General features: G+C 41.2%; 15 protein-coding genes and 1 pseudogene. 3 read left to right on the top strand and 13 right to left on the bottom strand.

The window, feature by feature from the left end; all coding sequences use genetic code 11:
• Positions 1–18 precede the first annotated feature (18 nt).
• Complete coding sequence (locus FTV50_RS00205; protein ID WP_111884792.1) at positions 19–750, top strand: type III pantothenate kinase; 732 nt, start codon at positions 19–21, stop codon at positions 748–750.
• Between the two features lies 1 nt (position 751).
• Here the strand turns inward: FTV50_RS00205 and FTV50_RS00200 are convergent, their stop codons facing one another.
• The 3 genes from FTV50_RS00200 to ffh all read right to left on the bottom strand — a co-directional run bounded on the left by FTV50_RS00200 (position 752) and on the right by ffh (position 3,664).
• Positions 752–1,318: an alpha/beta hydrolase gene (locus FTV50_RS00200; protein WP_111884791.1), complete on the bottom strand. Its 567-nt coding sequence runs from the start codon at positions 1,316–1,318 to the stop codon at positions 752–754.
• Between the two features lie 390 nt (positions 1,319–1,708).
• Positions 1,709–1,804 (bottom strand): alpha/beta hydrolase, encoded by a 96-nt coding sequence (locus FTV50_RS16825; protein ID WP_373683662.1) that lies wholly within the window; start codon positions 1,802–1,804, stop codon positions 1,709–1,711.
• 456 nt (positions 1,805–2,260) lie between these two features.
• Complete coding sequence (ffh, locus tag FTV50_RS00190; RefSeq protein WP_078191163.1) at positions 2,261–3,664, bottom strand: signal recognition particle protein; 1,404 nt, start codon at positions 3,662–3,664, stop codon at positions 2,261–2,263.
• Positions 3,665–3,802: 138 nt separating this feature from the next.
• Here ffh and FTV50_RS00185 point away from each other — a divergent pair, with 138 nt between their 5' ends.
• A complete protein-coding gene (locus tag FTV50_RS00185; RefSeq protein ID WP_180023110.1) occupies positions 3,803–4,612 on the top strand; it encodes an inner membrane protein YpjD in 810 nt (269 codons plus the stop codon).
• A gap of 133 nt (positions 4,613–4,745) precedes the next feature.
• Here the strand turns inward: FTV50_RS00185 and FTV50_RS00180 are convergent, their stop codons facing one another.
• Positions 4,746–4,955, bottom strand: coding sequence for a cold-shock protein (locus tag FTV50_RS00180; RefSeq protein ID WP_067761877.1), 210 nt, complete (start codon positions 4,953–4,955; stop codon positions 4,746–4,748).
• A 449-nt stretch (positions 4,956–5,404) separates the two neighbouring features.
• Between FTV50_RS00180 and FTV50_RS00175 the strand changes: the two genes are divergently transcribed.
• Positions 5,405–6,337, top strand: coding sequence for a tRNA-dihydrouridine synthase (locus tag FTV50_RS00175; RefSeq protein WP_180023109.1), 933 nt, complete (start codon positions 5,405–5,407; stop codon positions 6,335–6,337).
• Positions 6,338–6,429: 92 nt separating this feature from the next.
• Here the strand turns inward: FTV50_RS00175 and FTV50_RS00170 are convergent, their stop codons facing one another.
• From FTV50_RS00170 to rpe, 9 genes and pseudogenes are all read right to left on the bottom strand, one after another.
• On the bottom strand, positions 6,430–6,798 hold the full coding sequence (locus FTV50_RS00170) for an SseB family protein (RefSeq protein WP_180023108.1): 369 nt from the start codon (positions 6,796–6,798) through the stop codon (positions 6,430–6,432).
• Positions 6,799–6,860: 62 nt separating this feature from the next.
• Positions 6,861–7,512: pseudogene (locus tag FTV50_RS00165) on the bottom strand (nuclease-related domain-containing protein).
• 39 nt (positions 7,513–7,551) lie between these two features.
• Positions 7,552–8,034: a methylated-DNA--[protein]-cysteine S-methyltransferase gene (locus FTV50_RS00160; RefSeq protein ID WP_168378519.1), complete on the bottom strand. Its 483-nt coding sequence runs from the start codon at positions 8,032–8,034 to the stop codon at positions 7,552–7,554.
• Positions 8,035–8,071: 37 nt separating this feature from the next.
• On the bottom strand, positions 8,072–8,389 hold the full coding sequence (gene sugE, locus FTV50_RS00155) for a quaternary ammonium compound efflux SMR transporter SugE (protein WP_078191206.1): 318 nt from the start codon (positions 8,387–8,389) through the stop codon (positions 8,072–8,074).
• A 55-nt stretch (positions 8,390–8,444) separates the two neighbouring features.
• Positions 8,445–8,762, bottom strand: a complete 318-nt coding sequence (locus tag FTV50_RS00150; protein WP_078191168.1) for a multidrug efflux SMR transporter — start codon at positions 8,760–8,762, stop codon at positions 8,445–8,447.
• A 301-nt stretch (positions 8,763–9,063) separates the two neighbouring features.
• Complete coding sequence (locus tag FTV50_RS00145; protein WP_180023107.1) at positions 9,064–10,011, bottom strand: copper resistance protein B; 948 nt, start codon at positions 10,009–10,011, stop codon at positions 9,064–9,066.
• Positions 9,998–11,980 carry a multicopper oxidase domain-containing protein gene (locus FTV50_RS00140; protein WP_180023106.1) on the bottom strand — a complete coding sequence of 661 codons (1,983 nt, stop codon included), beginning with the start codon at positions 11,978–11,980 and terminating at the stop codon, positions 9,998–10,000. Before FTV50_RS00140 ends, FTV50_RS00145 begins: the two co-directional genes overlap by 14 nt.
• Before the next feature lie 46 nt (positions 11,981–12,026).
• On the bottom strand, positions 12,027–12,542 hold the full coding sequence (locus FTV50_RS00135; protein WP_180023105.1) for a hypothetical protein: 516 nt from the start codon (positions 12,540–12,542) through the stop codon (positions 12,027–12,029).
• 614 nt (positions 12,543–13,156) lie between these two features.
• The gene (gene rpe, locus FTV50_RS00130) at positions 13,157–13,843 is read right to left on the bottom strand and encodes a ribulose-phosphate 3-epimerase (RefSeq protein WP_078192356.1); all 687 of its coding nucleotides are present in this window, start codon (positions 13,841–13,843) and stop codon (positions 13,157–13,159) included.
• Positions 13,844–14,080 lie beyond the last annotated feature (237 nt).

Genomic DNA, 14,080 nt, shown 5'->3' with positions numbered 1-14,080 from the left:
GATTGCAAAGGCCTACTGATGAAAAAATTATGGCTCGATGTCGGTAATACTCGGCTGAAATACTGGATTACTGAACACGATCAAATCATAGAACATGCTGCGGAACTGCATTTACAGTCGCCTGCCGAACTCCTACTCGGTTTAATCCAGCACTTTAAAAGTTTGGATTTAGATCAGGTCGGGATTTCCTCGGTACTCGACAAGAAAAATAATGATCGGATTCAAAAAATTCTTAAATTTTTAGCCGTTCCTGTCACCATTGCCAAAGTTCATGCCGAATATGCGGGCTTGCGCTGTGCCTACGAAGATACCAGTAAATTCGGGATCGACCGTTGGCTGCAAATGCTGGCTGTGGTCAAAGACCCTACACAAAAATACTGTGTGATTAGCTGTGGAACAGCACTCACCATTGACTTAACGGATGGATTACAACATTTAGGTGGCTATATTTTGCCAAATTTATATTTGCAACGTGATTCGCTCATCCAAAACACCAAAGGCATTAAAATTCCAGATGCCATCTTTGACGAGCTGTCTCCTGGTAAAAATACCATCGACGCTGTTCATCATGGCATATTGCTCAGTTTGGTCAGCACCATTGAAAAGGTGCTTGATAAATATCCCAGTCGCTTAATTTTAACTGGGGGCGATGCTGCGCTATTTGCCAAATACCTGCAGCGCTTTACGCCTGAAGTCCATAATGATCTGCTTTTAAAAGGCCTACAAAGCTATATTGGCCAACAACCGTAGATTAAGCCCGGATCAAATACGGCTCCACAGCATCCCAGACTTCGGGCAATTCGGTACAGCCTTCAGAGTCAATAAAATGCCCCTGATGACGCGCTTCAATCACCTGTGCATCTAGGCTTTTTGCCTGAGCCAAGCTGAATTCGGGTTGCACTCGCTCATCGCCTTTTGAATAGATCACTACCCGATGCTCAACCTGCTGTTTTAGCAAGTCAAAATCTATTTTAGCCGCATCTATAAAAGGATTCACCTGCTCTAGACGTCCCAAGCGGCCATTAAAACCGGCCGCAAGCACAAGAGCTTTTATGTTCTGATGCTGCAGTTTTTGCGACAGATAATGCAGTGCAGCGATACATCCCAAACTATGGGCAATTAATATAGAGTTTTCATTTAATGCGTCAATCTGCGCATCCATTTGCTTCATCCACACATTTAAGACCGGTGTTTCGGATGGATCAAGCCGAAGCACCTTTAGGCTGACGCCCGCTTTTTTTGCCTTTTGCGCGATCCACGGAAACCAATTCTCTTCAGGGCTCGCGGTATAGCCATGCACCACAATTACTTGCGCCATTTCATACTCCATTCCTCTTTTTGAATTCAGTCTGAAATAAAAATTAGAGATTGAGGGTAAACAATTGTGAATTTTTGCAAAACTTGACTATTTGCTAGAACACTTTCATGAGCTGATTCAAAATATCCAGCAATTCTGGAAACATTATGAAGCCATAAAAGTCCTGTATTTTCCCTTCAGTGTTCTACCTTTGGATCACTATTGATAACTTCAGCGTGAACGGTGGCGGAACAAAAGGATCATCACTGGACAGCATGCGCACGGCCAATGGCAAATGCTGATGCAGCATATGACGGTTCAATTTGCATTTTAAAATAAAGCTGCCTAATTCAGAAAAAAATTAAAGGAATACACAAATCCAGAAATAAAAATGTCCGCTTAAATCTTGCCTTACCGCTGGCTGAAATGCGCTGTCAAACAATGCAGCGCTGTCAGACAACCCAAACTGTGCGCAATAATAATTTTATTTTCATCGAGCTTAGGTATTTGCAGGGAAATAAACTTCTAACAATCGTCAAAATCTGGTTGTACTGCATTTGCCATATCAATGCGCCAAGAATAATGTCCTACCCCTTGCTGCTTTTGTCTCAATAAGGAAACTAATACTCATTAGGGGAAGCCTGATGAGCATGAATCAGATAGATGTTTTGGCTCTCTGGCGTATAAGGTGTATTCATTATTTGATTCTTATTTTGGGTAAAGCTTTCAATTTGCAGTTAGGCAAACTTTCACCTCTGTTTTAGACCTGTCATCTACACGGTCTCAATGTCAATTTCGCATGTTTTTGTAATGATGTAGCTCAGTTCGGTATATATCGGATCATATAGCCAAATTGCTCTAGTACTTTCTATCAAATGCACTCAATCACTTTGCTTAAGCGCACAGTCTCGTCAAATTGCAGCCATAAAAAAAGGCGCTAAATGCGCCTTTTTTAAGTCCAAATTACTTCGGATCTTTACTGCCGAACAATGGACCCATGCCACCGCCGCCAAATTGTTTTTGCATATTGCCCAATGATTTCATCATTTTTGCCATACCCGTTGGGTTGGCAAATTTCTTCATCATTTTCGCCATTTGCGCATGTTGTTTGATGAGTTTGTTCACTTCCGCAACATCCATACCACAGCCTGCTGCAATACGTTTTTTACGGCTTGGATTCATCAAGTCTGGGTTACGACGTTCTTTAATGGTCATCGATTGAATAATCGCTTCCATTTTCTTCACTTGCTTTTCAGGATTTGCTTGTGCAATTGCATCTTGAATCCCTGAGTTGCTCATGCCTGGAAGTTTATCCAAGAAGCCCATCATGCCGCCCATTTTGTTCATTTGTTCAAACTGCATAAGCATATCTTCAAAGTTGAAGCTACCGCCTTTTTGCAGTTTTTTCGCCATTTTTTCGGCTTTTTCTTTGTCGATTTTACGTTCAACTTCTTCGACCAAAGAAAGTACGTCACCCATACCCAAAATACGCTGTGCGATACGTTCAGGATGGAATGGCTCTAGGGCATCGAGTTTTTCACCCATACCCAAGAATTTAATTGGCTTGCCAGTAATGGCACGAACAGAAAGTGCCGCACCACCACGGGCGTCACCATCCGTTTTCGTTAGGATCACACCGGTTAAAGGCAAAGCATCGTTAAAGGCTTTTGCAGTATTCGCCGCATCCTGACCGGTCATGGCATCAACCACGAACAATGTTTCAGTTGGCTTAATTGCTGCATGTAGCTCTTTAATTTCATCCATCATTTCGTCGTCTACATGTAAACGACCTGCTGTATCGACAATCAAGACATCAGCAAATTGAATTTTTGCTTGCTCAATCGCACGATTTGCGATGGTAATCGGTTTTTCGTCTGCGCTTGATTCAAAGAAAATCGCGCCAACTTCACCTGCAACTGTTTGTAGCTGTTTAATCGCTGCTGGACGATAAACGTCGGCAGACACCATTGCTACTTTTTTCTTTTGACGTTCTTGTAAGAAACGTGCAAGTTTTGCCGCAGTAGTAGTTTTACCCGCACCTTGCAAACCTGCAAGAAGAACTACAACTGGTGGTTTTGCCGCTAGGTCTAGGCTTTCATTCGCCTCACCCATCATTTTGGTCAATTCGTCATGAACGATTTTGACGAAAGCCTGCCCCGGTGATAACTGAGTCATCACTTCTTGGCCCAATGCTTCTTCCTTAACTTTCGCGATGAATTCACGAGTTACAGGTAACGCAACATCGGCTTCAAGAAGTGCCATACGTACTTCGCGTAACGTATCTTTAATATTGTCTTCGGTTAGCTGCCCTGAGCCAGTAACATTTCTTAAACTCTGCGTGAGTCGTTCTGTTAAGGTATCAAACATTGCAAAATCCGCTTAAAATAGCCATGAGCAAAAAATTGTTTCTTAAAATAGAAAATTTATGCATAGAATGCTATAGGATACTTTAGTTCTTGCAGAATTTATATAAATGAATATTCAACATCCTGAAAAAGGTTTGACATGATCAGTCTCCCCTTGGTTTACACGATCCTAGCATTAATCGCTTATACCACGTCTTTTTGGTATTTATTCAGCCATTTAATGTCTAAACGTGCGCCGAACCATTGGTTTATTGGTGTTGTACTTGGTTTAGGCATGTTATTGCATGCAGGTGTTTTATATAACGACATGTTGACGCTTATGGGTGTGAACTATGACGTGTTCAACCTGATGTCTTTTACTTCAGGTCTCATGCTATTACTCAGTGTATTATTTAGTACCTATCGGCCTGTGCTTGCGATGAACCTATTGGGCATTCCTGTGGCAGCGACGGGATTGATTTTGGGCTTTGCATTTAGTCGACAAAATCAATTTATAGAACAACATTCACTGGGTTTAGACATCCATATTATTTTGTCACTTTCCGCATATGCCGTCCTGCTGATGGCAACAATTCAAGCGGTTATTTTGCGTTTACAAGACCGTGAACTAAAAAACAAGCAGAAAAAGCGTGTATGGGTGAGCCTACTTCCATCCTTCCAAGCCATGGAATCTTTGCTATTTGATTTATTGATTGCTGGATTTGCACTACTGACCGTGGCACTTGGGTTTGGTTTCTTCACCATCGATAACTTCTTTGCACAGCATTTGGCGCATAAAACTGCCTTTAGCATCATTTCATGGTTCGTCTATGGAGCTTTGCTTATTGGACACTATCGATTTGGCTGGCGTGGTCAAAAAGCTATTCGCTTTACCATTATTGGTTTTTGTCTCTTGGCAGTTGGCTTTATTGGATCTAAGTTTATTTTAGAAATGGTTTTGGGCCGCTAAGTCGACGATGAAACGATTTAATATTTTATCAAGAAGGGAGCTAAAGCTCTCTTTTTTATAGCTTGATTATTCACACAGAAATAACAGGCATAAAAAAAGCGCTATACAGCGCTTTTTTTTCATTACGTCTAAATTATAGAGCAACGATGTTTACAGCATTTGGGCCTTTTTGACCTTGAGCGATGCTGAAAGAAACCTTTTGGCCTTCTTGCAAAGTTTTGAAGCCAGAACCAGTGATTTCGCTGAAGTGAGCAAAAACGTCAGGACCGTTGTCTTGTGCAATAAAACCGAAACCTTTAGTTTCGTTGAACCATTTAACTGTACCAGTAACTGTATTAGACATAATAATACCTATTAATTTGTTGATTTAGCCATTGGATGATGACTGACTATAACTTGGAAAATAATAAAGAATTGAACTTCATTTCTGTAAAAAACGAAGGATTATGACTAACACTGCGATACTTAAAGAAAATTTACGAAACAATACTTTTTTTCTAGTTGCAGCCATCATACATGAAATCTTAAAAGATTCAAGCACAGTATATGTTGTTGATTCCATTAAAAAACAACAGTATAAGCCATCTTCTTATTATTACTATCCATATGTATTTACTCATTTTATTGTTAAAGTTTTATGTCAGTCAATACTTTACGACTTTGGTCCTAATTTCACCAAATAGTTACATAAAATCTTGTCATTTCGTATTCCGCGTCACCATAAGCACAAAACCTAGACATCCCTTTCAAAACCACGTATAACTCCGTTTTTCAATTTTTGGCTGTGTGACCGTGAAACTTGTTCTTGCGCCGATGGAAGGCTTAACCGACCCAATTATGCGAGATGTGTTGACGCATGTGGGGAGTTTTGACTGGTGTGTAACCGAGTTTATCCGTGTCACGGACTCTGTCCTGCCCGATCATATTTATCATAGCTATTGTCCTGAACTAAACAATGAAGGCAAAACTGCAGCAGGAACACCGGTTCATGTGCAGTTCTTAGGTAACAATCCCACTATGCTCGCGGCAAATGCTGTACGCGCGGTAGAACTTGGTGCCCCTGCGATTGATATGAACTTTGGTTGTCCTGCAAAAACCGTCAACCGCCACCGTGGTGGTTCAGTTCTGCTAGATGAACCTGAAGTGGTGTATGAGTTAGTCAAAGCTGTGCGTGATGCTGTTCCGAGTCATATTCCTGTATCGGCAAAAATGCGTTTGGGCTATATGGACCGTAACTTCACTATGGAAAATGCGCATGCCATCGAAGATGCCGGAGCTGCATGGGTTACAGTCCATGCGCGGACTAAAGCCGATGGTTATACCCCGCCTGCCTTTTGGGATCAGTTGCAACCCATTCGTGAAGCATTGAAAATCAATGTGATTGCCAACGGTGAAATTTGGAATAATGCCGATGCCAAACAGTGCCAACTCGAATCCGGTTGTGAAGACCTAATGATTGGTCGTGCTGCGGTGACCACTCCTGACATTACACAGTGTATCCGTCGTAATACCGATGAACCGCTAATTACATGGCATGAACTACTTGGATTACAAATTCGTTTCTTAAATGGCTCGTATAAAAAAGAAATGAATATGGTCGGTCGTTATAAACAATGGCTCGGCATGATGTCGAAGCACTATCCAGAAGCCAAACTCCTTTGGGATGAAGTAAAACGTGTCAAACCACTTGATGAAATCGTGCAAAAACTCAAAGCCGGTATGTAAGTTTTAAAGCACATCGCCCAATATGAAAACGAAAAAGTGTGAAAACACCTATCTAAGCGTAGCCGCAGAGCCTTTGATTATACCTACAGTGTTCAAAGGCTTTGTTGTTTGGCAAACTCTAAAATTGCGTCGATCTCATCTGCCAAGAACTCTTTAGGATGTTCCGAAGTCGGGTTCATCACCAAGCTTGCGCCTTTGGTAATCGCAAATAATTTTTCAGCACTGATCATGACAAACTCTGCATCTGCACCAACATCCTGTTGAAGCATCGCAAGACTCAGAAAAAATGGAATGGCTTGCTCGCCTTGCTCCGTTTCCATCAATTGAAAATGTAAATGCTGCTCTGTATCACGCTCACCCAAACAATATACTTGGCTGGCTAAAAGTTGCTGATAAAAGTCTTGGTATTGCTCAGGATGATCTAAAGTCGATTCATAAAGATGTTGAAGCGTGTCGTTCATTGTTATTGTCCGTCTATTTTTATCATTCAGATATTGTTCACAATCCACAGCATACAGGAAGTTTATGAATTATGCCGTTGATTTAAATCTTCAACGTGCTGTCGATTTGTTTTCCACGGTTTTTCTACAATTTCTTTTTCTAAACGCAATTGTATTCGTTTAAGTTTCATTTCAGAGACCACGAGTTGCTGAAAGGTTTGAACATAGTCCACCCAAGCTGTACCCCGAAATACATTCGACGGCATCTCTGTTTTAAACACTGCTTCAGGCATAAAAACAATCACAGAATGCATATTGTCTTTATCCACAATATCGCTCAACACCTATTCTAACACTTTCATATGTTTATAATTTTGGTGAATTGGATTTTGAAATTTAAAACTTTTTTTATAAATCTTTTGCGTCCATTGTTTTTGTCTCTCGCTCCCAAAAATCCAGCCCTTATAGTTTTTAGTTTCAATCACAAACACACCAAATGGGCTTAAAAGAAGATGATCAATTTGAGTTGTAGCTCCTTCGCCATCTGGTAAGGTCAAATCATTTAACAATATATAATGGTCTTTCAAATAAAGTTTGACATGAACGGCGACAGCACCCCCCCATTTTCCCCTTTAAATAAGGTTTAAATGCTTTGATTGCCCCCACAATCAGTAACAATGTAATTAGCCACCACAACGTCGAAATGAAGGGTGCAAAGATTTGATAAATATTCATTAATTTGATTCATTATTTTAAATAAGTATATTTTCTATTTTATTGTAATTTCTCAATTTTTAACAATATTTCTTTATTTTCTAGACCACCCGCAAAACCCACTAATTTTCCATTTGCGCCCACGACACGATGACAGGGTGCAATAATTGAAATTGGATTTTTACCATTGGCTGCACCGACAGCACGTACGGCTTTGACATTGCCGATCTGCTCTGCAATTTGTTTATAGCTGCGAGTTTCTCCAAAAGGAATCGTCAGTAAAGCTTGCCAAACTTGTTGCTGAAATGCGGTGCCTTCAAAGTCTAGCGGCAAGTCAAATTGCTGTCTTTTACCTGCAAAATATTCATTTAATTGCTGTGCGGTTTTGAGCAAAATCGGGTGTTGCAGATCTTCAACCAAAGCCGCCAATCGCACACGATTAGGGTTTTCATTTTCCCAAAGAACAGCCACCAATGCGGTTTCATGTGCAACAAGTTTTAATTGTCCAACGGGTGAATCTAAAAACTGATAAGAAAGTTGCATAACATACTCCAAGCTCAAAATCGCAGCACTTCATTATTCAGGAGGACGATAATTTCATCAAGACTAGTCCTGAAATAATCAGGACCGCAGCTAGCATACGCATGGCATTGGCAGGCTCACCCAATACAACGATGCCGAGGATAAATGATCCCACTGCACCAATGCCTGTCCACACGGTATAGGCTGTACCCAGCGGTAAGGATTTCATTGCATAAGACAATAAAGCAAAACTTGCGATCATGAAAACAATGGTCAAAATACTTGGCGTCAGTTTGCTAAAGCCTTCAGAGACTTTCATACAATATGCCCAGACTACCTCAAGCAATCCCGCTACAATTAATAAAACCCAAGCCATATTTTTACCCATAAAAAAAGCACAAAAGGCTTTTACCTCTGTGCTTTAGAACATATTAACTTGAAGATAATTTCATCAAGATTAGACCAGAAATGATCAGTACTGCGGCTAACATCCGCATGGCAGTTGCAGGCTCACCGAGTATAAAAATACCCACGAGGAAAGAGCCAATCGCGCCGATTCCTGTCCAAATGGTATAAGCCGTTCCTAGAGGCAACGTTTTCATGGCATAGGCCAATAAACCAAAGCTCAGGATCATAAAAAATAAAGTGACTAAACTTGGGCCAAGTTTTGTAAAGCCTTCTGAGAGCTTCATCGAATAGGCCCAAACGATTTCAAAAATACCAGCGAATACTAGAACAACCCAGGCCATGATGCCTTCCTCCATATTAGTAGAGTCAGGTCGTCCTGACGATTTTTCTTACTGGCTTTGAACAAAGATGTAAGGGAGGTCGTTCCTCCGAATATTTTCTCAGTATAGCAAATATGCTGAATTTTAGTGCAGTCTTTACATTTTTTGACCAAATTCAGGGCGTTATTCAGTTAATGAAAAACTTGCACAGATGAATTGTGCCAAAACATGGCATGTCTGTTCAAAGGATAGATTCAGACATAAAAAAAAGGCATCACCAAAACCTGTTGATGATGACCTCTTTATTTGGTCTATTTTTCTATTAGAACTTCAGACGAAAGCCTGCGCCATACCACCAGTGTTTTTCACTTCCAGTTTCAGCTTGCCATGCCGTATGCTGATTTCCTTTTTCGTAGCTGTAAGCAACATCGATAAATGGCATTAACTTTTTATTGATTTCATAGCGTGTTTCTAGCCCTAGCCATACAGAACTGAGTCCTGTTTTTTGTGCATAGGCGGAGTCATCACTCAGCACTACATCTAGGTTTAGATACGGTTTTAAAATTAGTTTTTGCGTCAGCAGCAAATCACGTTCGGTTTCTAAAGAAAAACTGACCTGTTTATCTGCACCAAGATATAAATAAGCATCGGTTTCAAAGAAATAAGGTGCCAGACCATGCAAACCCACCACAGCATCTAACTGTTCTTTTTCCGTCACTTGATGTTCATCGACCCGATAACGCGCACCAATTTGCGCATCCCAAAAGTCTGAGATCATACGGCTATACATCACTTGAGCCGCATAATCAGCGTCTTGAGATTCTGCTTTATCGGCATGTAGTTTGATAAAGAGCTCATTTTTATCGGTCCCGATTCGACTCTCAATTTCGGTCTTTAAACTTCCACTGCCATCGGCATTATTGAGCCATCGATTGTCGATCTTGGTCGCTTGATAAATCTGTCCACCATGTTCACGCTTATGATCAACAGGATGCTGCGCAGAATCAGCACGTGACGCAATAGATGATGCTTTTGCATGTTCTGCATGTTCTGCGTGTTCTGCGTGTTCTGCGTGTTCTGCAGTATGCACCATCTGGCTCGATTTAATCTCTGTTTGCATCTCTTGATGCGACGAATCATGTGAGGAATGCGACTCATGTTGAGTTAACATCGACATGCTGTGATGTGCATCTTGCGCCATGGTCATTTGAGTGACCGATGCCAAAGCTAAACTTAGAACCGTATATGTGCATGGTTTAATGATGCGCATGAGACACCTCCTTTTGCGGTACAGATGTCGTTTTCGTATTCTCTGCGACATTTGCGACCACAAGTTTATTCATCATCCCTGCAGACATGTGATACAGCAAGTGACAATGAATCGCCCATTCCCCTAATTCATTGGCCGTTAACAGAGCCGTGATAGTTTTCCCCGGCGGCACAATCACAGTATGTTTATTTGGCATTTCAGAAGACACTTGCCCATTTTCCAATTGCATGAACATGCCATGTAAATGCATCGGATGCGCCATCATGCTGTCATTGACAAATTTCAGTCGAATTCGCTCACCATATTTCACCTTTAGTGGTTCAGCTTCACTGAATTTTTTGCCATTCATGGTCCACATATAGCGTTCCATCGTTCCACCCAAATGAATGACCAAGTCTTGCGTCGGTTCACGTGTATCAGGCTGCGGGGTTAACGCTTTTAAATCACTATATTGCAGTGCCTTATCACCGACAGGTGTTGAAGCATTGGCCCAACCCATAACCGTTGCTGAATTTTCAACTGCCCGCATCTCTCCTTTAGACTGTGCATGCTCCATCGCTGTATGCATATCATGTTTCATAGATGAATCTATTGAGGAGTGGTTCATAGATGAATGATCCATCACACTATGATCCATATTGGCATGCGCTGAATCAGACATATTCTGTTTATGCATATCTGGATGCTGCATAGTAGTATGCGCAGTCACTGGAGAATGGTCCATGTCATGTCCCATAGCTGCATGATCATGAACTTGTTTCGGCTGAATATTTGACGGATTGACAGTATGCGCGCTGTGCTCATGAGCATTCGCTTGCTGGATTGCTGAAGTTTGGGTTGAACCTGTAGTCGTATGTCCCATGTTGCTATGGTCCATATCCGACATTGAACCATGGCCCATATCTTCCATGGTCAGCAAAGCGCGTGGCCGAGCTTTTGGCATGTGAATGCCTGAGTGCTGAGGCTGCGTTTCATCATGTAAAGTACCTATCGCAAATCCTGTCCGATCGATCGACTCAGCCTCTATCTGATAGTGCGCAGATTTAGGCTCTACGATCACATCGTAGGTTTCCGCAGCACCAATTCGGAATTCATCGACATTGACCGGTTTTACCGCTTGGCCGTCTGCACTGACCACCGTCATTTTGAGCTGAGGAATGCGCACATCAAAAAACGACATGGCCGCAGCATTTACAAAACGAAGTCTGACTTTTTCATTGGGCTTAAACATCCCCGTCCAGTTCTGCTGTGGTGTTTTGCCGTTTACTAAAAACGTATAACCCGTGACATCAGACAAATCCGTTTTCAGCATACGCATCTGATTCCACATCGAACGATCTTTCCAAGTGTTTTTTAAACCTGTTCGTTGAATTTGCGTCCATACATCTGAAACTGTTTCACGCTGATTTTGATAGTATTCGGCAGACTTTTTCAGATTTGCCATAATCTGAGCGCTAGATGATTCATGAAAATCCGATAGCATGACCACATAATCACGTTGTGTCTGTTCATGTGCGGCAAGTGATTGTTTACCTTTCGGATAAATCACTAAAGCGCCATACAATCCGTCTTGTTCTTGACCTTTGGAATGCGCGTGATACCAATAGGTTCCGCTTTGACGGACTTTAAATTTGTAAGTAAAGCTACCGTCGGGCTGAATTTCATTGAAACCATTAAAACCGGGTACACCATCCATTAAACCGGGCAGCAATAGACCATGCCAATGCACCGAGGTATTTTGTTTTTTGAGCTGATTATGTACATGGATGACCGCATCATCGCCTTCTTCAAACTCCAGTAAAGGCGCTGGAAACTGACCATTGACACTGATTTTTTTGACCGCTTTACCTGTCAAATTGATGGTCTTTTCATCAATATTCAGATGATATTCTTTAATGGCTGCAAATGCCCACGTTGGAGACAGCAGACATACCCCGAGCACGAGGCCTGATTTAAATAAATTAGACATGACTTAACCTTTATAAAATAACGAAAAAACGTATTTAATACTCAGGTTAAGCTTGCGGAGGTCTTAGAATTTCTTGCCAAAAGCCTTTTAAATGCTGTCCAGCAAAAATGAAACGAGGGGGTTCTGCATAGTGATGCACATGGAAGGTCTGCAATGCGACCAAGGCGCTATCGACATAAGAGGTACTGATTTGGCAATGTGCGAGTGTACAGTCCTGACAGTCTGCACTTTGTGTCGTTGAATGATGCGCTTGACCATCTTGCAGTGCAGATGTCGCATCTAAAGATTGATGACAATCCATCATTGAAATGACTTCAGGTGTCGTCTGCTTGCCATGATGTGCTGCATGCTCAGGAGCAGCTTGCCGCTGATTTTGATGGCAATTTGTCATATTTAAATGCGAAGGATCAGCATGTGCTGCACGAACTGATGCCTGATGGGCATTTGCGTTCATCATTTGTTGATGTTGAAAATTTTGCTGAGCACTGACCACACTGCTCCACCCCATGACAAACGCCATGAGCCAAGCAAAGCCAAGATGCTTACGCAAAAAATTGAACAATTTAGTATCCTAATTCAACCCAATGATGCACTGTGACAACATGTGCCTATTAATACATCTTTAGAAACATCACGCGATCAGTTCAGCCGAAATCCGCATGAAACACCATGATGATATTATTTACGATTCAAATGCAATCACATGACATTTGTATCAACATGACATGCAACTCGACCGATTTATCCATCATGAACGATACATTCAGAAATATCTAAAAGCACTATCTAGTGCGATCTATGATGTGTTTTGCCAGTCACAGCGTATCTCAATAGTTGCTAACAGCATAATTAATTGTGCAGTTATTCACAACAGTTTTAAATTTATTGCGCTGTCATAAAAAACAGTGCATATCGTCCAGTTAAAACATAAAAGTTATTTTTTAAACTGATTAATTATTTACCATAGATTAATAAACATACAGTATTTCAAACACTTTTCCCCATAAAAAAAGGACTCAATTGAGTCCTTTTTATACTTAATACGTCTAATTATTAAACCATTGATGCACAATCGTTTATAATTTATCCAAGTTATCCATATAGTTATCTACACAGATATCCATACGGTTATCCATATAGTTATCCACAATCAAGGAGTAACTTATACCCAAAGGCTTAAGCCTCTTGAGCATGCACTTTTGCCAACTCAGAACGCATGTCATCAATCACAGCTTTATAATCAGGCTTACCAAAAATCGCTGAACCTGCAACGAACATATCTGCACCAGCTTCAGCAATGTCACGGATATTGGCTGGAGTAACACCACCATCCACTTCTAAGCGAATATCACGGCCTGAAGCATCAATAATTTTTCGTGCTTGACGCAGCTTTTCCAAAGTCATTGGAATGAACTTTTGACCGCCAAAACCAGGGTTCACACTCATCAACAAGACTTGGTCAACTTTATCTAAAACATAGTCTAAATAATGCAAAGGTGTCGCAGGGTTAAACACCAAGCCCGCTTGCGCACCGCCAGATTTGATTAACTGTAAAGAGCGGTCAATGTGGTCAGTCGCTTCTGGGTGGAAAGTGATGATATCTGCGCCAGCTTCCAAGAAATCACCAATCATACGGTCTACCGGTGAAACCATTAGATGCACATCAATTGGCGCCTTAATGCCGTATTTTTTCAATGCCTTACAAACGCCCGCACCAAAAGTTAAGTTCGGCACATAATGATTATCCATGACATCAAAATGAACAACATCTGCACCTGCTTCTAGAACATTTTCAACTTCTTCACCTAAGCGCGCAAAGTCTGCTGACAAAATTGAAGGTGCGATTAAGAATGGCTTGGACATGAAAAACCTAGCTTTGAAAAGGGAGTGATTGACGCATTATAGCAAAATGTCCCCCTATTCGCTGCCCATACCCTTAGTCGTTTTTTCGATGCCAATGATTGAGATAGCCGGGATGGAGAAGTTTATGGATAAATATGGATAAAAATTTTAGTAATAGAAACACAGCGTTGCATTTTTAGACTTAACGGGCATCTATGTACTTTGCTAAGTTAAAGGACTGACAACTTAACAATAAAA

Origin of the sequence: Acinetobacter sp. YH1901134, assembly GCF_013416965.1 — a bacterium.
Lineage (GTDB): Bacteria > Pseudomonadota > Gammaproteobacteria > Pseudomonadales > Moraxellaceae > Acinetobacter > Acinetobacter amyesii.
Note: the sequence above shows the minus strand (reverse complement) of the source record. Positions and strands in the feature narration are given on the sequence as shown.

What these genes read in the sequence shown, in the direction of transcription:
- ffh (WP_078191163.1), bottom strand. Translation starts at nt 3,664, where the DNA reads ATGTTTGATACCTTAACAGAACGACTCACGCAGAGTTTAAGAAATGTT.
- FTV50_RS00145 (WP_180023107.1), bottom strand. Translation starts at nt 10,011, where the DNA reads ATGCGCATCATTAAACCATGCACATATACGGTTCTAAGTTTAGCTTTG.
- sugE (WP_078191206.1), bottom strand. Translation starts at nt 8,389, where the DNA reads ATGGCTTGGGTTTTATTAATTGTAGCGGGATTGCTTGAGGTAGTCTGG.
- FTV50_RS00200 (WP_111884791.1), bottom strand. Translation starts at nt 1,318, where the DNA reads ATGGCGCAAGTAATTGTGGTGCATGGCTATACCGCGAGCCCTGAAGAG.
- FTV50_RS00180 (WP_067761877.1), bottom strand. Translation starts at nt 4,955, where the DNA reads ATGTCTAATACAGTTACTGGTACAGTTAAATGGTTCAACGAAACTAAA.
- rpe (WP_078192356.1), bottom strand. Translation starts at nt 13,843, where the DNA reads ATGTCCAAGCCATTCTTAATCGCACCTTCAATTTTGTCAGCAGACTTT.
- FTV50_RS00170 (WP_180023108.1), bottom strand. Translation starts at nt 6,798, where the DNA reads ATGAACGACACGCTTCAACATCTTTATGAATCGACTTTAGATCATCCT.
- FTV50_RS00140 (WP_180023106.1), bottom strand. Translation starts at nt 11,980, where the DNA reads ATGTCTAATTTATTTAAATCAGGCCTCGTGCTCGGGGTATGTCTGCTG.
- FTV50_RS00160 (WP_168378519.1), bottom strand. Translation starts at nt 8,034, where the DNA reads ATGCAACTTTCTTATCAGTTTTTAGATTCACCCGTTGGACAATTAAAA.
- FTV50_RS00205 (WP_111884792.1), top strand. Translation starts at nt 19, where the DNA reads ATGAAAAAATTATGGCTCGATGTCGGTAATACTCGGCTGAAATACTGG.
- FTV50_RS00185 (WP_180023110.1), top strand. Translation starts at nt 3,803, where the DNA reads ATGATCAGTCTCCCCTTGGTTTACACGATCCTAGCATTAATCGCTTAT.
- FTV50_RS00150 (WP_078191168.1), bottom strand. Translation starts at nt 8,762, where the DNA reads ATGGCCTGGGTTGTTCTAGTATTCGCTGGTATTTTTGAAATCGTTTGG.